Source organism: Pseudolysobacter antarcticus, assembly GCF_004168365.1.
GTDB lineage: Bacteria > Pseudomonadota > Gammaproteobacteria > Xanthomonadales > Rhodanobacteraceae > Pseudolysobacter > Pseudolysobacter antarcticus.
The window spans coordinates 1,130,572-1,150,156 of record NZ_CP035704.1; the positions used below are offsets into that span (position 1 = coordinate 1,130,572).

General features: G+C 59.8%; 15 protein-coding genes. 8 read left to right on the forward strand and 7 right to left on the reverse strand.

Annotation, left to right across the window (positions count from 1 at the left end; all coding sequences use genetic code 11):
* The first annotated feature begins 320 nt into the window (after positions 1-320).
* Complete coding sequence (locus ELE36_RS04825; RefSeq protein ID WP_129832011.1) at positions 321-1,643, forward strand: sugar MFS transporter; 1,323 nt, start codon at positions 321-323, stop codon at positions 1,641-1,643.
* 212 nt (positions 1,644-1,855) lie between these two features.
* The gene (locus tag ELE36_RS04830) at positions 1,856-2,905 is read left to right on the forward strand and encodes a LacI family DNA-binding transcriptional regulator (protein ID WP_129832012.1); all 1,050 of its coding nucleotides are present in this window, start codon (positions 1,856-1,858) and stop codon (positions 2,903-2,905) included.
* A gap of 49 nt (positions 2,906-2,954) precedes the next feature.
* On the opposite strand, the gene ELE36_RS04835 is transcribed toward ELE36_RS04830, so the two are convergent.
* The 5 genes from ELE36_RS04835 to zwf all read right to left on the reverse strand — a co-directional run bounded on the left by ELE36_RS04835 (position 2,955) and on the right by zwf (position 8,111).
* The gene (locus ELE36_RS04835) at positions 2,955-3,257 is read right to left on the reverse strand and encodes a hypothetical protein (RefSeq protein WP_129832013.1); all 303 of its coding nucleotides are present in this window, start codon (positions 3,255-3,257) and stop codon (positions 2,955-2,957) included.
* 118 nt (positions 3,258-3,375) lie between these two features.
* A complete protein-coding gene (gene eda / locus ELE36_RS04840; RefSeq protein WP_129832014.1) occupies positions 3,376-4,029 on the reverse strand; it encodes a bifunctional 4-hydroxy-2-oxoglutarate aldolase/2-dehydro-3-deoxy-phosphogluconate aldolase in 654 nt (217 codons plus the stop codon).
* The gene (gene edd / locus ELE36_RS04845; RefSeq protein ID WP_129832015.1) at positions 4,026-5,882 is read right to left on the reverse strand and encodes a phosphogluconate dehydratase; all 1,857 of its coding nucleotides are present in this window, start codon (positions 5,880-5,882) and stop codon (positions 4,026-4,028) included. The genes eda and edd overlap by 4 nt, the downstream gene beginning before the upstream one ends.
* A 37-nt stretch (positions 5,883-5,919) precedes the next feature.
* The gene (pgl, locus tag ELE36_RS04850) at positions 5,920-6,633 is read right to left on the reverse strand and encodes a 6-phosphogluconolactonase (RefSeq protein WP_242512368.1); all 714 of its coding nucleotides are present in this window, start codon (positions 6,631-6,633) and stop codon (positions 5,920-5,922) included.
* Complete coding sequence (zwf, locus tag ELE36_RS04855; RefSeq protein WP_129832017.1) at positions 6,633-8,111, reverse strand: glucose-6-phosphate dehydrogenase; 1,479 nt, start codon at positions 8,109-8,111, stop codon at positions 6,633-6,635. Before zwf ends, pgl begins: the two co-directional genes overlap by 1 nt.
* A 326-nt stretch (positions 8,112-8,437) precedes the next feature.
* Here zwf and ELE36_RS04860 point away from each other — a divergent pair, with 326 nt between their 5' ends.
* The 3 genes from ELE36_RS04860 to nagA are packed head-to-tail and all read left to right on the forward strand — an operon-like array spanning position 8,438 to position 11,405.
* A complete protein-coding gene (locus tag ELE36_RS04860; RefSeq protein ID WP_129832018.1) occupies positions 8,438-9,196 on the forward strand; it encodes a GntR family transcriptional regulator in 759 nt (252 codons plus the stop codon).
* 23 nt (positions 9,197-9,219) lie between these two features.
* Positions 9,220-10,269, forward strand: a complete 1,050-nt coding sequence (locus ELE36_RS04865) for an SIS domain-containing protein (RefSeq protein WP_165371478.1) — start codon at positions 9,220-9,222, stop codon at positions 10,267-10,269.
* Positions 10,269-11,405: an N-acetylglucosamine-6-phosphate deacetylase gene (nagA, locus tag ELE36_RS04870; protein ID WP_129832019.1), complete on the forward strand. Its 1,137-nt coding sequence runs from the start codon at positions 10,269-10,271 to the stop codon at positions 11,403-11,405. The genes ELE36_RS04865 and nagA overlap by 1 nt, the downstream gene beginning before the upstream one ends.
* 60 nt (positions 11,406-11,465) lie before the next feature.
* Here the strand turns inward: nagA and ELE36_RS04875 are convergent, their stop codons facing one another.
* Positions 11,466-14,045: a sulfite reductase flavoprotein subunit alpha gene (locus ELE36_RS04875; RefSeq protein ID WP_129832020.1), complete on the reverse strand. Its 2,580-nt coding sequence runs from the start codon at positions 14,043-14,045 to the stop codon at positions 11,466-11,468.
* A gap of 330 nt (positions 14,046-14,375) precedes the next feature.
* Here ELE36_RS04875 and ELE36_RS04880 point away from each other — a divergent pair, with 330 nt between their 5' ends.
* From ELE36_RS04880 to ELE36_RS04890, 3 genes are all read left to right on the forward strand, one after another.
* The gene (locus ELE36_RS04880; RefSeq protein ID WP_129832021.1) at positions 14,376-16,781 is read left to right on the forward strand and encodes a TonB-dependent receptor; all 2,406 of its coding nucleotides are present in this window, start codon (positions 14,376-14,378) and stop codon (positions 16,779-16,781) included.
* 64 nt (positions 16,782-16,845) lie between these two features.
* Entirely contained in the window at positions 16,846-17,550 is a 705-nt protein-coding gene (locus ELE36_RS04885; protein ID WP_129832022.1) for a Fe2+-dependent dioxygenase, read from the forward strand.
* Entirely contained in the window at positions 17,543-18,355 is an 813-nt protein-coding gene (locus ELE36_RS04890; protein ID WP_129832023.1) for a tetratricopeptide repeat protein, read from the forward strand. Before ELE36_RS04885 ends, ELE36_RS04890 begins: the two co-directional genes overlap by 8 nt.
* 144 nt (positions 18,356-18,499) lie before the next feature.
* On the opposite strand, the gene ELE36_RS04895 is transcribed toward ELE36_RS04890, so the two are convergent.
* A complete protein-coding gene (locus tag ELE36_RS04895; protein ID WP_129832024.1) occupies positions 18,500-19,234 on the reverse strand; it encodes a M48 family metallopeptidase in 735 nt (244 codons plus the stop codon).
* Between the last annotated feature and the right edge of the window lie 351 nt (positions 19,235-19,585).

Genomic DNA, 19,585 nt, shown 5'->3' on the forward strand with positions numbered 1-19,585 from the left:
AATTTATGAAATACATGATGTTAAATTTAGTTTTGAAAGTTTTTTCCGAACTCAAGTAAATTTCTGCGGATGCTCCTTGCTGGAAGTCAGGTTGTCTCGTGCTGCCCTGCCGCATGCAAATTTAGTGCATTACGGAGCAAACTATGACAACGTTACCAACGATCTCGCCGTCCGGACATTTACGCGATGGAGGTGTCGATCTGCTACGCGATTGCGGTATCGGAAATAAATTTCATCGTTGCGGACCGGCGCGTGACCGGCGTAGCCGTTCGTCGTATAACCAGCCAGCATCAGCCACCAGTTCGGGGAGCCGCCAGACCATGTCGATCACAGCTTCGGATGCGCCGCAGCGCAGCCATACTTCTTCCATCGCGATCATCGGTGGATTGTTTTTCATCTTCGGTTTTGTGACGTGGTTGAACGGGCCGCTGATCACGTTCGTCAAGCTCGCGTTCAATCTCGACGACGTGAATGCGTTCCTCGTGCCGATGGCGTTTTACCTTTCGTACTTTTTTCTCGCGTTGCCTTCGTCGTGGATCCTCAAGCGCACCGGCATGAAACGCGGCATGGCGCTGGGTTTGTTCGTGATGGCGATCGGCGCAGCGGTGTTCGGCCAGTTCGCTACCATGCGCATTTTTCCGGGCGCGCTGACCGGACTGTTTGTCATCGGTGCCGGATTGTCGTTATTGCAGACCGCATCCAATCCTTACATCAGCATCCTCGGCCCGATCGACAGCGCCGCGCAGCGCATCGCGGTGATGGGGATCTGCAACAAGGTTGCCGGCATTCTTGCGCCGCTGGTGATCAACGCTCTCGTGCTGCGTGGCATCGGTGATCTGGCGAGCAAGGTCGAATCTGCCGATGTTGCGGGCAAGACCGCGCTGTCGGACGAATTTGCCGCGAAAATCCACATGCCCTACATGCTTATGGCTGGTGTGCTGGTACTGCTGGCGATCTGGGTGATGCGTTCGCCGTTGCCGGAAATCAGCGCGTCTGCGGCGAACGTGGCGCCGACGTCGTTGTCCGGTAAAAATGAAAAAAGCAGCATTTTCCACTTTGCGCATTTGTGGCTCGGTGTGTTGTGCCTGTTTCTTTACGTCGGTGTGGAAGTGATGGCGGGTGACGCGATCGGCACGTACGGCCAGAGTTTTCATCTGCCGCTGGATCAGACCACGTTCTTCACTTCATTCACTCTCACGGCGATGCTGGTCGGTTATCTGGTCGGCCTGGTGGCGATTCCGCGCTTCGTTTCGCAGGAGCGTTATCTCGCGATTTCCGCCGTGCTCGGCGTGCTGTTCTCGATCGGCGCCTATCTCACGCAAGGATACATTTCGGTCGGTTTTGTCGCCGCGCTCGGGTTTGCCAATGCGATGATGTGGCCGGCGATTTTCCCGCTCGCGATTCGCGGCCTCGGACGTTTCACCGAGTTCGGCTCGGCCTTGCTGATCATGGGCATTTCCGGCGGCGCGATCGTGCCGCAACTGTTTGCGCATCTGAAACAGCACCACGATTTTCAGGCAGTGTTTTTGATCCTGATGGTGCCGTGTTATTTGTACATCCTGTTCTACGCGGTGAAGGGCTATAGCGTCGGCACGCGAATGGTATCGAGCGTTACCGCGCCGATATTGTCGCCGTCGTCTTGAACTCGCGGCGCCGCATGTAACATGCGGCGCCGACATCACCAGCACATCGACAAACAGCGCTGGCTGCGTGCGCGCAAAGCCTTCACAATACGCGCTGCAAAAAAGGCGTAACACACGCGTGAGAAAAGTTGCTGGCGCGAGAGGTTTTTGTCGAGCGCAAGATTTCATGCGTGCAGTCGCGCAGTTCGTAATCCAACCCGGGAAATTCTGGAATGAGCAGACCGACGATCAAAGACGTCGCCGAGCGATCCAACGTATCGCTGAAAACCGTTTCCCGCGTGATCAACAACGAAACTGCGGTACGCGAAAAAACCCGCCAGAAAGTATTGCGCGCGGTCGAAGAACTCAACTATCAACCGGATCTGTCCGCACGCAGCCTGCGCAGTTCGAAGTCGTATGCGCTCGGCGTGGCCTACGACAACCCGAACCCGTATTACATCATCAGCGTGCAGAACGGCATGCTCTCGGTATGCCGCGAAACCGGTTACGGATTGCAGATTCATCCGTGCAATTCGGCTTCACCGAATCTGGCCGAGGAGCTGGTCGATCTCGTGCGCCATTCGCGTCTCGCCGGGCTGGTGCTGGCGCCGCCAATGTCCGAGCGTTTGGAACTCATCAAATATCTGGCCGCGAACGATATCAAGTTCGTACGCATACTTTCTGCGGCCGAAGATCCCGACGACGGGTTTCCGTGCGTGTTCGTCGATGATCGCGATGCGGCCTACGACATCACGCGCCACCTGATCCAGCTCGGCCACCAGCGCATCGGTTTTTTGTGGGGCGGTCCGTCGCATCGTTCCAGCCCGGAGCGCTACAAGGGCTACGAAAGTGCGCTCAAGGACTACGGCATTCCGATCGACAAAAAACTCATCGTGCCGGGCGATTATTCGTTCGAGGATGGTTTTCGCGGCGCGCGCAAATTGTTCGCGTTGAAAGACCCGCCGACCGCGATCTTCGGTTCCAACGACGAGATTGCCGCCGGCGTTCTCGCGGCGGCAAAATCCACCGGCATCGATGTGCCGAACGATCTCTCCATCGCGGGATTCGAGGACAGCCCGTTCTCGAAACAATCGTGGCCGGCATTGACCACAGCCAAGCAGGCGACCGAAGAAATCGCACGGCATGCAACCTTGCTGCTGATCTCCGAACTCGCGCGCGCCGAAGACGGATCGCTCGACGCGCCGGCCGCAAAAAACAAGGGTTTCAGTCCGCAACTAGTGATTCGCGGTTCGACCGCGCGCCCGCGTTCGCTCGGCAGCTAAATTTGCCGACTCAAAAAGTATTGTTTTTTGCCGCAAGACGCGGCTGAATCTACTTGCTGGCCGACGAGGTTTTTGCCGCGCCATCGGCTGCCGGCTGTTCCTGCACCTGCACCACCTTGCGATCGACGATCCAGATCGTGACGACGCTTTCAGGACGATTGTAAGTCCAGATTTCCATCGCCGGCGATGAGTCGTCGGCATCGATCTTGTCGACCTTGTTCGGTGTGCCCGCGGCATCACGCACGCTGGTGATCGCATCGCCCTTTGATACCAGATGTTTGCCGAACATCACGCTGCCCGCACCGGCATTCGCGGCGAGAAGAAGCAGCGCGATCAATAGTGCGTATTTCATCCGAACTCCCCAAGTCACAAGACCGCCATTCTCGTGCACAAGTATTTCACAGCAATTGCGATCGCTGTCAATTTTCTTCGCGCGTCATGCTTTGGAGGTCAGCGGCAAACGCACCCTCTCAGCCTCGCGGCAAATTGCACGCATCACGCGCGAGGGTCGTGATCGCCGCCCAGTCGCCAGCATTCACCAATTCAGCTGGCGTCAGCCATGAACCGCCGACACAAAGCACGTTCGACAGCGCGAGATAGGATGCTGCTTTTGTCACGCTGATGCCGCCGGTCGGACAAAATTTTACTTGCGGCAACGGTCCGCTCAGCGCGCGCAGATACGGTGCGCCGCCGGCAACTTCGGCCGGGAAAAATTTCTGCAACCGATAACCGTGTTCAAGCAGCAGCATCGCCTCGGACGCACTCGCCGAACCGGGCAGATAAGGCAGCGCGATGTCCTGCGCCGCGGCGAACAGGGTTGGTGTGATGCCGGGCGATACCGCAAACCGCGCGCCGGCATTTTCGGCGGCCTGCAAATCCTGCGGCGACAAGATCGTGCCGGCACCGACCACGGCGCCTTCGACATCGGCCGCGACCGCGCGGATCGCATCCAGCGCGACCTTGCTGCGCAACGTGATTTCGATCGCGCGGATGCCGCCCGCGACCAGCGCTTGCGCGAGTGGCACCGCATCGGCGAGTCGCTCGATCACGACCACTGCGATCACCGGCGCGAGTCGCATCGTGCTCTCGATCTGCTGCTGTTTCTGTTCGATGGCGGAACTCATGCGGACTCTCCAAAAGTGTGTTCGGCAACGGCGCTCGCGCCGAAAACGCTGGCGCCCGTATCGGCGCTGCCGGCGATGCGACGGAACATCGCAAACAGTTCGCGACCGACGCCGCGATGATGAGCATCGACGTTCGAAATCGCGGCACCGCGCGCCTGCCAGATCGCCGCATCGACCTGCACTTCGAGCGTGCCAGCATGCGCGTCGACACGAATCATATCGCCGTTGTGGATTTTTGCGATCGGTCCGCCGCAGATTGCTTCGGGCGTCACGTGGATCGCGGCGGGCACCTTGCCCGACGCACCTGACATGCGCCCGTCAGTGACCAGCGCAACGCGATGTCCGCGCGCTTGTAACACCGCCAATGTCGGCGTGAGTTTGTGCAGCTCCGGCATGCCGTTCGCGCGTGGCCCCTGGAAGCGCACCACCGCGACGAAATCGCGATCGAGTTCGCCGCGCTCGAACGCGCCGCGCACCTGATCCTGATCGTCGAACACCAGCGCCGGCGCTTCAATGATGTAACGATCGTCCGGCACCGATGCGACCTTGATCACCGCGCGGCCGAGATTGCCTTGCAGCATCATCAGGCCGCCATCGGGACGGAACGGATCGGCCGCGCCGCGCAATACGCTGGCATCGAGCGTCTGCGCGGGCGCTGGCAGCCATTCGATGGTGTTATCGCTGCCGAGCTGCGCCTGTTTTGCATAACGATCGAGGCCGGCGCCGATGATCGTGTTGACGTCGCCATGCAGCAGTCCGGCGCCCAGCAATTGCGCGATCAGGAAACCCATGCCGCCGGCCTCGTGAAACTGGTTCACGTCGGCGCTGCCGTTCGGATAGACGCGTGCCAGCAGTGGTATCACGCCGGCCAGATCGCCGAAATCCTCCCAGCGCAAATCGACGCCCGCCGCATGCGCGATCGCCACGAGATGGAGCAGATGATTGGTCGAGCCGCCGGTGGCGTGCAGGCCAATCACGCCGTTGATGATGGCCTTCTCGTCGATAATTTCGCCGACCGGAATGTACTCCGATCCCAGCGCCGTAATCGCTGCGGCGCGCTGGGTTGCGGCGATCGTCATTGCTTCGCGCAGCGGTGTATTCGGATTCACGAAACTCGCGCACGGCAGATGCAGGCCCATGATCTCCATGAGCATCTGGTTCGAGTTTGCGGTGCCGTAAAACGTGCAGGTGCCTGGTGCGTGATACGACTGTGCTTCGGCTTCGAGCAGCTCGGCCCGCGTCGCCTTGCCTTCGGCGTAAAGCTGGCGCACCTTGCCTTTCTGATCGTTGGAAATACCACTTGGCATCGGCCCGGCCGGAATGAAAATCGCCGGCAGATGGCCGAAGCTCAGCGCCGCGATCAGCAGGCCCGGCACGATCTTGTCGCAGATGCCGAGGAACAACGCCGCATCGAACATGTCATGCGAAAGCGCGATCGCCGCAGACATCGCAATCACGTCGCGCGAGAACAACGACAGCTCCATGCCGGCGCGGCCTTGCGTCACGCCATCGCACATCGCCGGCACGCCGCCGGCGACTTGCGCGGTCGCGCCGACCTCACGCGCAGCGCGCTTGATCAGGTCGGGATAGGTCGCATACGGCTGGTGTGCCGACAGCATGTCGTTGTAGGCGGTGATGATGGCGATGTTCGGCGCATGACCGCTGCGCAACGCGTTTTTGTCGGGCGCGGCAGACGCGGCGAAACCGTGCGCGAGATTGCCGCAGGCAAGATGACCACGACGCGGCCCGGTTTCGCGCGCCGCATTTATTTTTTCGAGATACGCCGTGCGCGACTCACGGCTGCGCGCGATCAGGCGTTCGGTGACGGCGGCAATGGTGGGGTTCAGTGACATGTTTTTCTCCGCAGCAATGTGACGCTTGCGCTCGGCTTCAAGCGCACCAGAAAACCTGTATCGGCGATGTGGCGTGATCCAGTACAACCCGCATCGGACTCGTTGCCAGCGCACCTTGCGCGGCGACAACCTGGGCCAACACCGCGCGCTTTTTGTCGCCTTGAATATGCAGATACACGGCGCGCGCATTGAGCACGGTCGGCATACTCAAGGTGATGCGCGGCTCGCCCGCATCCGGTGCACGCATCGATAAAACCTGCGCCGTGCCGTGCACATCGAGCGCGTGCGCGAGGTGATCACCGCCCGGGAAAAACGATGCCGTGTGACCATCCTCGCCAAGTCCCAGCACGACTGCATCGAACGGCAATGGCAACGCGGCGATGCGTGCGGCGATACGCGGCAGTCCGGTTTCGGGATCGGGCGCATCGCAATACAGCGGTACGAACAGCGCATTGGTGGCGCGATTTTTCAGCAGGTTTTCGCGCAGCAGGCGCGCGTTGGAACGCTCGTCATCCGGCCCCACCCAGCGTTCGTCGACCAGTGTCACGGTCACACGGCTCCAGTCCAGCGCCTGCTGCGAAAGCTCACGCAGAAACTCACGCGGCGTGGTGCCGCCGGACAGCGCAAGCACGGCGGTGTTGCGCGCGCTCAGGCCGCGCCGCAGATCGTCTGCCACGCTTTGCGCCAATGCGTTTGCGAGGGTCGCGGCGCTGTCGAAAACCTGTTCGATGTAATTCGTGGACGCGGCCACTACGGTGCGTCCTCGTGCCAGGTGCGGCCATCGCGCTCGATCAATGCGACCGCCGCGCTCGGCCCCCATGTGCCGCTGGTGTAGGGTTTCGGCGCTTCGGCGCTGGCCTCCCACGCGGCGAGAATCGGGTCGATCCACTTCCATGCTGCTTCGACTTCATCGCGGCGCATGAACAGCATCGGATTGCCGCGCACTACGTCCATCAGCAGGCGTTCGTAGGCATCCGGATTACGCACACCGAAGGTCTCGGCGAAGCTCATGTCGAGCGGCACATGGCGCAGCCGCAAACCGCCGGGGCCGGGATATTTGATCATCAGCCAGAGCTTCACGCCTTCGTCCGGCTGCAGGCGCAGCACGAGTTTGTTGGGCGCGATCGGACCCGCACTGTTGCCGAAAATCGAGTGCGGAATCGCCTTGAACGTGATCACGATTTCCGACACGCGATTCGGCAAACGCTTGCCGGTGCGCAGGTAAAACGGCACGCCGGCCCAGCGCCAGTTACGCACCTCGGCCTTGATCGCGACAAAGGTATCGTTGCGCGAATTCGGCTTGCCGATTTCTTCGAGATAACCCGGCACCGCACCCTGATCCGATGCGCCAGCGCGATATTGTCCGCGCACGGTGAGCTGCGCCGCGTTGCTTTCGTCGATCGGATGCAGCGAGTGCAGCACTTTCAGTTTTTCGTCGCGGATCGAGTCGGCGTCGAGCGAAGCTGGCGGTTCCATCGCCACCATGCACAGCAATTGCAGCAGATGATTCTGCACCATATCGCGCAGCGCGCCGGCAGTGTCGTAATACGCGCCACGCGATTCGACGCCTATGGTTTCGGCGACCGTGATCTGCACATGATCGATATGTTCGGCGCGCCATAACGGCTCGAACAGCACATTGCCGAAACGCAGCGCGGTGAGGTTCTGCACGGTTTCCTTGCCGAGATAATGATCGATGCGGTAGGTCTGGCGTTCCTCGAACGCGCGCCCGACCGCGTCGTTGATCGCAGCGGCGCTTTTCAGATCACGACCGATCGGTTTTTCGATCACCACGCGCACGTTACCGGTGGTCAGCCCGTGTTCGCGCAGGCGACCGCAGACGCTGGCGAAAATGTCCGGACTGGTGGCGAGATAAAACACGCGTACTTTTTCAGAGTTGGCGGTGAGGCTCGCGGCGAATTCCTGCCAGCCGGTTTCGCGCGTCGCATCAAGCGAGCGGTAACTGACTTGCTGCATGAACGTGTCGAGATCAGCGACGACATATTCGCTGCTCGGCACGGCGCGCTGGATCGCCGCGCGGACCTGGGTGCGGTAGTCGTTTTCGGCCAGGCCTTCACGCGCGATGCCGATCACACGACTGTCCGGCACGATCTGGCCATCGACAAATCGGTGGAACAACGCCGGCAGGAGTTTGCGCAATGCGAGATCGCCGGTGCCACCAAAAATCACGAGGTCGAACGCATCGACCGGTACCAATTGAGCAGTCACTGGATTACCTCGGTGGGGACTGAAGCGGGTAGAAGTGGTTGATGGCGAAAAGGATACCACTAAGATACCACATTTGGAAATAGCGAAAAGTGGGCGGGATTTGGCAGGTGGAGAACGCCGACAAAAGAGCCGTCATCCCAGCGTAGGCTGGGATCCATTTTAGTTCTCGCATACCTGATATGTCAGCAAATAAAGGCAAATTTCAGGATCAAAATGGATTCCAGCCTACGCTGGAATGACGAAGTTTTTGGCGTCATCAGAATCCGGTCAGGCCAGTAAAGATCAACCAATTGCCAAAGTGGTACTTAAATTGGTATTATTGTCGGATGCAAAACACGCTGCTCAAGGAATACCGTCAGCAAGGTCGCGCAAACAGCACTACACGTTCGCTCGCGTACGAACGTTTGCGTCGTGCGATCCAGAAATCGATCGAGGCCGGAGCGCTTGAACCCGGCCACTCGCTACCGAGCGAACGCGATCTCGCCAAACTCCTGTCGCTGTCGCGCGTGACCGTGCGCAAGGCGATCGCCGGCCTGGTCGACGAAGGTGTGCTCACGCAGCGCCATGGCGCCGGCACGTTTGTCGCCGCGCGCATCGTCAAATCGTTTTCCAAGCTCACGAGTTTTACCGACGACTTGCGCGCGCGCGGCCTGAAACCGCGCTCGGTTTTCTTTGAAAAAAGTATCGGCGAAGTCACACCGGACGAGGCGATGGCGCTGAATCTTTCGCCTGGCGCAAAAGTGATACGTCTGCACCGTTTGCGTTATGCCGGCGACGAGCCGCTCGCGATCGAGCGCACCACGATTCCGCAGGATTTGGTCGCCGATCCGGACATGGTCGAGGATTCGCTGTACGAGGCGCTGGATAAAACCCATGGTCGTCCAACGCGCGCGCTGCAGCGTTTGCGTGCGATCGCGTTCGACGCCGATCAGGCGAAATTGCTCGGCTTGCCGCTTGGCAGTCCGGGTTTGTTTATTGAGCGCCGTGCGTTTCTCGCGAGCGGTCGCGTGGTCGAATTCACGCGTTCATTTTATCGCGGTGACGCCTACGATTTTGTCGCCGAATTACAGAGCGATACCGATTGAAAATTCCGGAGCCTGCCAACCCCATGTCGAATTCGCCCATCGCGCCAAACAGCACCTTGATGTATCAGGAAGCCCACGAGGCTGCCGATGTCGTCGCACAACAATTCGAGCGCAATGATACGGCGATCCGTGCGCTGGTCGATACGCTGCAGCGCACGCCGCCGCGGTTCATCGTGACCTGCGCGCGCGGCAGTTCGGATCACGCCGCGACGTTTGCGAAATACGTGTTCGAGACGCAGCTCGGTCTGGTCACAGCCTCACTGTCGCCGTCGATCAATTCGGTGTATGCGGCGGAACAGAAACTCGACGGCGCGTTGTACATCACCATTTCGCAGTCAGGCAAAAGCCCCGATCTCGTGCGCAATGCGCAGGCGGCAAAACTGGCCGGCGCGCATGTCGTGGCGCTGGTCAACGTCGAGGATTCGCCACTCGCGCTTGCCGCCGATACGGTGATTCCGCTGCACGCCGGCCCGGAAAAAAGCGTGGCTGCGACCAAGAGTTATATCTGCTCGTTGGCGGCGATTTTGCATATCGCGGCGCGCTGGAATAACGATGGCGCATTGCTCGACGCGTTGCGCGCGGTGCCCGCGGCGATGCGTGCCACTTGGTCGGCGGACTGGTCGACGCTCGAAGACGGATTGGTCGACGCGCGTAATCTTTTTGTCGTGGGCCGCGGCCTGGGTCTCGCGGCGGCGCAGGAAGCCGCGCTGAAGTTCAAGGAAACCTCGGGACTGCATGCCGAGGCTTTCAGCGCGGCCGAAGTGAAGCACGGGCCGATGGCGATTGTCGGGCCGGGGTTTCCTGTGCTGTTTTTTGTGCAGCCCGACGACACTTGGGAAGGCACGCTGGAACTGGCGCGCGAATTTCGCGAGCGCGGCGCGAATGTGTGGATTGCCGCACCCGGTGAAATGTCGTTGCCGAATGTCTTGCCGGTTGCCGAAACGCTGCATCCCGCGTGCACGCCGCTGGTCGCGATCAGCCGTTTTTATCGCGCCGCGAATGCCATCGCATTGCGTCGCGGCCGCAATCCCGATGTGCCGCCGCATCTGCGCAAGGTGACGGAGACGGTGTGATGATTACCGCGTTGCTGAATGGCCAGGTGTTGTTCGATCGCGAGATCGAATCCGAGCTGGTGGTGTTGATCGAGAACGGCATCATCATCGCCATCACCGATGCCGACGACAAGCGTGTACAAAGCGCGCAGCAACACGATCTCGGCGGCCGTTATTTGCTACCGGGATTCATCGATTGCCAGGTCAACGGCGGTGGCGGCGTATTGTTCAATGATGCGCCGAACGTCGATGCCTTGCGCCGCATCGCGACCACGCACCGCCGCTTCGGCACCACGGGTTTGCTGCCGACCTTGATCAGCGACGACAGTGCGGTAATGCGCGCGGCAATCGACGCGACCGATGCAGCCATCGCCCAGGGTGTGCCGGGCATTCTCGGTATCCATCTCGAAGGTCCGTATCTGTCGCCTGAGCGCAAGGGTGTGCATAACCCGGCGAAATTCCATGCGCCGGATTCGTCCGATATCGACTTGGTGTGTTCGTTGCAGAATGGTCGCACGCTGCTGACGCTCGCGCCTGAACGGGTGGCGCCAGAAGTACTGCACGAGTTGGTGGCGCGAGGTGTGATCGTCGCCGCCGGACACACCGCCGCCGACTACGCACAAACACGCGCGGCACTCGATGCCGGAGTGCGCGGCTTCACGCATCTGTTCAACGCGATGACGCCGCTCGGCAGTCGCGAACCTGGCGTTGTTGGCGCCGCGCTTGAGGACAAAAACAGTTGGTGCGGATTGATCGTCGATGGTCATCATGTGCATCCCGCGACCTTGCGCATCGCGATTGCGGCGAAGGCCAAAGGCAAGATGTTCCTCGTCACTGACGCGATGCCGCCGGTCGGCTCGGACGATCCGGTTTTTTATCTCGACGGTGTTGCGATCACTTGCCGCGATGGCATCTGCGCGACCGCGCAAGGCACGCTCGCGGGCTCGGCATTGGACATGGCGACGGCGGTGCGCAACACGGTCGGGATGCTCGGTATTCCGCTCGCCGAAGCCGCACGCATGGCCTCGACCTATCCGGCCGAATTTCTCGGATTGCAGCAGTCGCACGGACGCATCGCCGCGGGTTGTCGCGCCGATCTAGTCGTGCTCAATGACGATCTGAGCGTGCACGAAACCTGGATTGCGGGCGTGCGATAAATTCGGCAGGGCCAGACAACGCTCGATGCAATATAGAGCGTGTTTGCCGCAGGTTTCGCATCAAAACAGTTCGCGTCGATAACGTCCGCTGTCGCGCAGATTTTCCACGCGGTCTTCGCCGAGAATCGACGTCAAAACCTCGTTCACGCCGAGTCCCATCAGCGGGCTGCCGCAAACATAGATCGCCGCTCCGCGTGCCAGCCATTGCTGCAGGAGTGGCGCCTGCTCGGCAAGCTTGTCTTGTACATATTGGCCTGACGGCGAGCGCGAAAAACACACGTCGAGATGTTCGATGATTCCGCTATCGCGCCATGCCTGAAGTTGCGGCAGGGCATGACTGTCGTGCGCCGGATCACGCTCGCCGTAGATCAGCCAAGTCGCCGCGCCGCGCTGATCGGCGCGTGCCGCGAGCATGCCGAGAAATGGTGCGATACCGACGCCGTTGGCGATGAGAATCAACGGCACATCCGCTGCTGGCGCATGGAACGAATGACTGCTGCGCAGGCGTGCTGAGAGCGTGCTGCCGATTGCGGCGTGTTCGCATAACCACGACGAAGCGAGACCGTGATTGGCTTGCGCATCGCGATACAACCGCACCATGAGCCGCACGTGGCCGTGCTCGGGCAACGAAGCGATCGAATAGCTGCGTGCGCTGAGGCGTGGCAATCGTGCGATCAAGGTTTGCGCATCCAGACCGGACAAAGTCTCGGGCTGCGAAGGTGGTTCGCAACGCTGCAACGCGGCTTGCAACGATAATGTTTGGCCATCCAGATGGACTGGCTCGTCGGCGCGTAATTGCCACAGGTCGAGCCACGACTGGATGCGCTCGTGTGTCGGCGGCACCAGCACATCGAGCAGGTCGCCGGGTGTCCAGGTCGCGGCGCGAGCGTCCGAGCTTCGATCGGGATTCGCTTCGACAAAATCCAGAAAATACAGCGGCGTCGCATCGTCGCCTGGGTTGAGTCGTATGCGTTGTTGCAGGCGCCATGTCGATGTGGATTCGGCATTAATCGCCACGGGCAACGCGACATCGCTGTCGGCCAGCGCGGGCCAGCGCCGCGCGAGCTCGGCGCGCCAGCGCTTTAATGCTTCCGCATCGGCTTCGTGTGCTTCGACGGCCGCGAACAGCAAACGTGCGCCGCGCCCACCGAGCCACGCCTGCAGACGATGACCGAAGCCGCAGAATTCGGCATAACGCCGGTTGCCGAGTGCCAGCACGGCGCATTCGAGACGCGACAGATCGGTCGTATTGTCCGCGCGCATCCAGCGCCGCACAAACGTCAAAGCGGCGTCGGGCGGGCCGCCATCGCCGTAGCTGCTGACCACGAACAGCGCGTGTCCGGCATCGGCAAGTTCAGGCGTGCTGACGTTGCTGATTGATCGAACCTGTGGCGCGAGGTTGATGCGTTGCAGCCAGTCCGCGGTCTGCCATGCGAGGCGCTCGGCGGTGCCACCCTGGCTCGCGTACAGCACCAGAATGGTATCGCCGACGCTCACATCGGCACTGCTCGGCGACAACGCGATTTGCGCGCGGCGTGTCTGTTTTGCCTGGCTGAGACGCTGCAGCCATAACCACATGCCGGTGATGAAAAACAGCGGCATCTGCAGTGACGCGAGCGCCATCAAAGCGCGTCCCGGTGTGCCGAAAAAATCGCCGGAATGCAATGGGAACAGCGCGCTGATAAAACGTCGTCCGCGCGGCTGATCCGCGTACCGTTCGTTCGATTGCAGATTGCCGGTGGCATCGAGTTTAAGCGTGCTGAAGCCACGAGCGTGCGGCGCATCAGCATCGAGATAACGCCATTCCAGCGGCGCATCAGCCTTGCGTGGCAAGGTGAGCGTGGCGCGCCGCGCGTTGGGCACGGTCGCGCGAAAAGTATTCCACGCATGATTGATCGAAATCGGTGTTGTGGCGGTTTCCGCTCGCGCCTCGTTGCCGCCGCCGTTTTGCCCGCGCGCCGGCGTGCTCACACCGGCAAGGCCATTGACGAAATTGCGATAAAAATCGTACGACCACCACAAGCCGGTCAGCGAGGCGACGAGATAAAACAGCAGCACCCACGTGCCGACGATCGCATGCAGATGCCACAGAAAACTGCGTCCGCCGAGTTTGAAATCGAGCCTGAACCACGCCGCTATCGAGCGCGAATATTTCGGCCAGCGCAGGATGATGCCGCTGACCAGCATGAGCAATAGTATTGCCGTGCTCGCGCCGACAATCTGCTTGCCGACCGGGCCGACAGTGAGGTTGCGATGCAGTTGTTCGACGGTCTGGAAAATACCGCTGCCGGACTGCGGCCCTAGCACCGTGCCATCGTATGGATTGATCGCAACCGGCATACCGCGCCGATCCTGGCCTTTGCTCAAACGCACCTCGACTGGCGCGTCGTCGCCGTTCCAGGCGAGGGTGTTCACGTTCATGTCGGGATGGTTCTTGCGTGCGATCGCGATCAGCGCATCCATGTTTAGCGGCGGCGTAGTCGACGCGGCGATGTGATGTTGCGGGTTGAGCGCGGCGAGAATTTCTTCCTCGAACCCGAGCAGCGCGCCGCTCACACCGACCACGCTCAATACCAAGCCAGCGCTGAGGCCGAGAAGCCAGTGCAAACGAAATAGAAAACGCTTGAGCAGGTAGGGCATAAATTTCTCGGCAGGTTCGCGGGATAAATCCGGGCGCGGGATATTTTGGGGTTGGTGCAAGGCGCGTCGGAAAAATCAGCGGCTAATGCAAATGTGCTTGCGTTGGGCCGCAATCTTACAGCAAATGATGTTGCGAATCATTCTCATTAAAAGTAATATTCAATCATTGTCGATCGCCTCAGCACGCGGCATTTGTTGCCCTGCATGAAATGCGCGGCAGTTGTGCGCTTGCGAATGCCGCTTGATGCGGGCTGCGCGTATTTGCCACCACGTTTTTCAATGCGGTGGGTCTGGGCGCCACGATTTTTGTCACACCATCAGGAGTCATCCATGTCATCCAGTCCGTTCATCACCTCCAGCCATGCGCGACCGAAACGTCTGCTAGCCACTGCTCTCGGCGTAGCATTTGTTTCGTCGGCATCTTCTGTGCTGGCGGCGGACAACGGCACGCCGGTCAGTCCCGATGCCGATCCGGCGGCGGGTGCGGTCGAGCATCTCGATACGATCAATGTCGACGGTATCTACTCGCAAAAACCGGCGTCGCCGAAATACACCGAAGTGCTGCGCGATGTGCCGCAGACAATCAATGTGATTCCGAAGGATCTGATCCAGGATCAGGGCGTATTTCTGCTGCGCGACATCCTGCGCCAGAACGTGGCCGGCATCACGTTCGGTGCAGGAGAAGGCGGCAGTTACGGCGACAGTGTCAACATCCGCGGCTTCAGCGCGACCAACGATATTTCGATCGACGGCATTCGCGACAGCGCCAATACCACCCACAGCGATCCTTTCAATATCGACCAGATCGAAGTGGTGAAAGGCCCGAGTTCGGTGTATTCCGGCGCGGGCACGGTCGGCGGCACGATCAACCTCGTCAGCAAGATTCCGCAGGTGACCGACTTCACGAATATCTCGATCGGCGCTGGCAATGCGGATTATCGGCGTGTGACTGCTGACATCAATCAGCAGGTCGGCGGGCCGCACTCGGGCATGGCGTTCCGGTTGAATGTGATGGCGCACGAAAACGACGTCGCCGAGCGTGACATCACCGGCTACAAGCGCTGGGGTATCGCGCCGTCGTTCATCCTCGGCCTCGGTACACCGACCCAGCTCACGCTGAGTTATGTGCATGAGCACGACAAGAATCGTCCCGAATACGGCATCCCGTTGCGTAACTACGCGCCGGTGCCGGGCATCGATCGCAGCACCTATTTCGGCTACACCAATGTCGATCAGGAAAAAATCGACAACGATTCTTTCACCGCGATCATCGATCACGCCTTCAACGAAAAAGTCACGTTGCGCAATCTCACGCGCTGGGCGCAGGTCGATCGTTACAGCGTCACCGACGCGCCCGAAGGACGCATCTGTTTGAAGCCGGGCGATTATCCGCTGGGCACCAATCTGCAACTGCCCGGCACCGCCGTGCGTTGCGGAGCGAACGGCCCGGCGAGCGTGGGCGAGGGCGTCGGCGGCCCAACCTACACACCGGGTGGCCCGATCGGCAACTTGCGCGATACGCGCAACACGATCCTCGTCAACCAGACCGATCTGACCTCGAAGTTCAACACTGCTGGCCTGGAACATACGCTGGTCACGGGCATCTCGTTGTCGCACGAAACCTTTACGCTCGGTTCTGGCAGCCTGTATCGAAATGCGGATGGCACGACCTATGCACAGTTGCCGATCAGCCTGTTCGATCCGACGCATATCTACACCTTGCCGCTGAACCGATTCTATTCCACGCGGGCGGATTCGACCGTGGACAATCGCGCGGTGTATGCGTTCGATACGCTGAAGTTCAATGACCGGTGGCAGCTCGCCGGCGGCCTGCGTTACGAACATAACGAAGCGACTTACAGCAGCTATACGGCAAGCCCGGTTGCATCGCCGACGCAGGTGCCGGGGCCGTTGTTGCCGGTCGCGACCAATCCGCTGAAGAACAGCGATGATCTGATTTCGTGGCGCGCCGGTGTGGTCTACAAGCCTCAGGAAAACGGCAGCATCTATCTGGCGTACGGCAACTCCAAAACACCATCGACGGCGACCGTGGATGGCAGTTGCGCCACGAGTTGCGACGTCGATCCGGAATCTGCCAAAAGCTACGAGCTCGGCACGAAGTGGGATTTCTTCAAGGATAGGTTGTCATTGACCGCAGCGATCTTCCGCACCGATCGCACCAATTACAAAGTGGCATCGGGCGATCCGGCCATTCCGTATCAAACACTGGATGGTTCGAGTCGCTTGAAGGGTATCGAGCTTGGTATTACCGGCAAGATCAGCGAAAACTGGTCGGTGTTCGCCAACTACGATCACCTGCAGAGCAAAGTATTGCAGAGCGTTTCGGCGAAGGTATTGGCAACGACCGGTATCGATGCGCAGGCCGGTAATCCGCTCGCCAATACACCGGATAATTCCGCCAATTTGTGGACGACCTACGCGCTGCCGTACAACGTGACCGTGGGTTATGGTGCGAACTACACGTCATCCGTATTTGCGACCGCCAACAGCTATACGCCGACCACGATTTATGCGCGCGCCAAGATCCCGGGTTTCGTCGTGCACAACGCGATGCTGGCATACAAGGTCAACGATCATCTCGACCTGCTGCTCAACATCAACAATATTTTCAACAAGGAATATTTCACCCAGTTGCGCTCGGTTAGCACGACCAGCGGTTGGGCGAATCCGGGCACAGGACGCACGGTATCGTTGAATGCGAACCTGAAATTCTGATTGATCGTGGTACTGCGGCGGTGGGCGATTTCATAACGCACCGCCGCTGAACCGGAGACGTATTATGCTGTTGCATGTGCCAGATATCCTGACTGCGGAACAGGTCGCGGCGTGCCGTCGAAAACTCGACACGGCGGCCTGGGCGAATGGCCGCATCACGGCCGGTCATCAATCCGCGCTGGCGAAAGATAATCTGCAATTGCCCGAGACCGATCCGCTCGCGTGCGAGCTCGGCGCGCTGGTGCTGGAGGCTCTGAATCGCAACACCACATTCTTCGCTGGGGCGTTGCCGCGACGGATATTCCCGCCGCTGTTCAATTGCTATCGCGGCGGACAGTCGTTCGATTATCACGTCGATAACGCGGTGCGTTACGACCGCAGCGGCGGTGATGCGATACCGTTGCGCACCGATCTTTCGGCGACCCTGTTTTTATCCTCGCCAGACGAATACGACGGCGGCGAACTCGTGATCGAAGACAGTTTCGGCACACATGATGTGAAGCTGCCCGCCGGTGATTTGCTGCTGTATCCGGCCAGCAGTTTGCACCGCGTGATGCCGGTCACGCGCGGCGCACGATTCGCCTCGTTTTTCTGGATTCAAAGCCTGGTGCGCGATGACGGCGAGCGACGTTTGCTGTTTGATCTCGACCTTGCAATCCAGACGCTCGCTGGCGAAAGCAACGTTGCATCCACCACCACGCAAAATGCAGCGCAACTGCGCCTGACCGGCGTCTACCACAATCTGCTGCGACGCTGGGCCGATGTTTGACGGCACGAACGCGGAGCTCGGCGATTTCGCTGCCAGCGCCAACCTCGACAACGACCAATTTGCGCAGTTGGTGCAATCCGATCCTGCCGCTGCCGCACGCATTTTGCAGCGTGCAGCCGAGCACGGCGATGCGATAGCGCAGGCTCTGTTTGCGCAATTGCTGCTCGATGGTAATGGCGTGATGCGTGACCGGGAAATGGCGTGGCACTGGTTCCAGCTCGCTGCGCACACCGGCCATGTGATGGCGATGAATATGCTCGGGCGCTGCTGCGAATTCGGCTGGGGCCGTGCGATCGATATCGAGCTCGCCGCGGTCTGGTATCGACGCGCCGCCGATCATGGTCTGGACTGGGGCATGTACAACCTAGCGCATCTGCATGTATCCGGCAGCGGAGTTGCGATGGATCGTTCGCTTGCGTACGCACTTTATCGGCGCGCCGCCGATCTCGGTCATGCGAAGTCGATGGGTATCGTCGGGCGGTATCACGAACAAGGTTGGGAAGTGCCAGCCGATGCGAATGCGGCGTTCGACTGGTATCGAAAATCCGCGCATGGCGGCGACTTTCGTGGTCAATGCAGTTATGCCTCGTTGCTCGCGCAGCGAGGACAAATCGAGGATGCGGTGTACTGGTTGCGTTTGGCCGTCCAGACGGCCATACCGTCGTTTGCGATAAAACTTGCCGAAACCCTCGCTGTGTCCGCTCAAGCGGAGTTTCGGAAAATCGCACTGGAGATCCGGCAATGTCACACCGGGCACGCGGTGATGGCGGCTGATCTTGAGCAGGCGTTGCATACCGCGGCATAGTCTGCCGCCGCAGCCGTAAGCGTTTTTCTGCAAGCGAATCCTTGGACGGGGGATATCGGGATTCGCTTACAGGCCTGCGCAGTAAACCTCACTGCGCAGGCGCAAAAACTTCAGCTTCGTGCAGACTTTTGCCTGCTGCCGAAATCAGCCTTTCTTGATCATCGTATCGATCTTCGCCGCGCGATCAGGCGATGATGGATGGCTCGACATCAAGCCGCCGCCCGCCGGCAGTTTTTTCAGCATGCTGACCATCGCGTGTGTGTCGTATTTATGCTTGACCATGAACTGGTAACCGTAAATATCCGCCTCGCTTTCTTCCTTCTGTGAAAACTGCGCGTTGACGATGCCTTCGGCAAAACCGCCGAGCTCCGATGCTGCGAGCGCGCCGGCTTTGCCACCGGTGGCCGCGACACCTTGGCGCGCGGCGCTGGTCATCAGCATCGCTTTCATTTTCGCCTTGGTGTGGCCGAGTTTGGCGTGGCCGATTTCATGGCCGATAACGCTGCGGATTTCGTCATCGGTGGCGATATCCATCAAGCCGGCGAATACGCGCACGCAGCCGTTGGCCATCGCGAATGCATTCACGTCGGTAACCAAGTAAGCCTTGTAGTTGAGCGTGATGCCATCTTCGTTGTTCAGCCCCGCTGTGATCTTTTGCAGGCGCGCGGCGTATTTGTTGCCGGCTGGTGCCACCTTGTTGTGCGTGTCCAGCCAATCGCAGGCCTGATCGGCTTGGGCTTTGACATCGGCATCGCTCAACGTCGCGCCCTTGACCGCACTGGTGCCAGCGCCCAGGGCGTTACCAAAATCGATCGCCAAGGCGCTGCCGGCGAGGCTCAAACCGAATGCAAACAAACAGCTTTTTGCGGAAATTTTCATGACGTCTCCTGGGTTGGGGAATGGGAATCCGAATACTGGATAGGGAATATTTATGGCGGTATATATGGCTAAACGATTTCGAGTATTTTCGCCCGTTTGATGAATCTCCAGCCTCGCTGCAGGCATGGCATTCAACTCGATGCAAATAAACGTTGTGCTGGCAATAATCCGAACATGCATGCGGCATAGACGTTTCTTTGTCTGAGTCGCACGAGCAAACTCCTGCCAATTTGCGCGGAGCTAATGCCTTAAAGGTTGATTACGCGATTCCGCCAAAAAGGGGACACTCGGCGCGCGAATGCGCTGCCGTATTTGCGGAACTGCCGGGGCATGGGGATTCAATCTGAAACG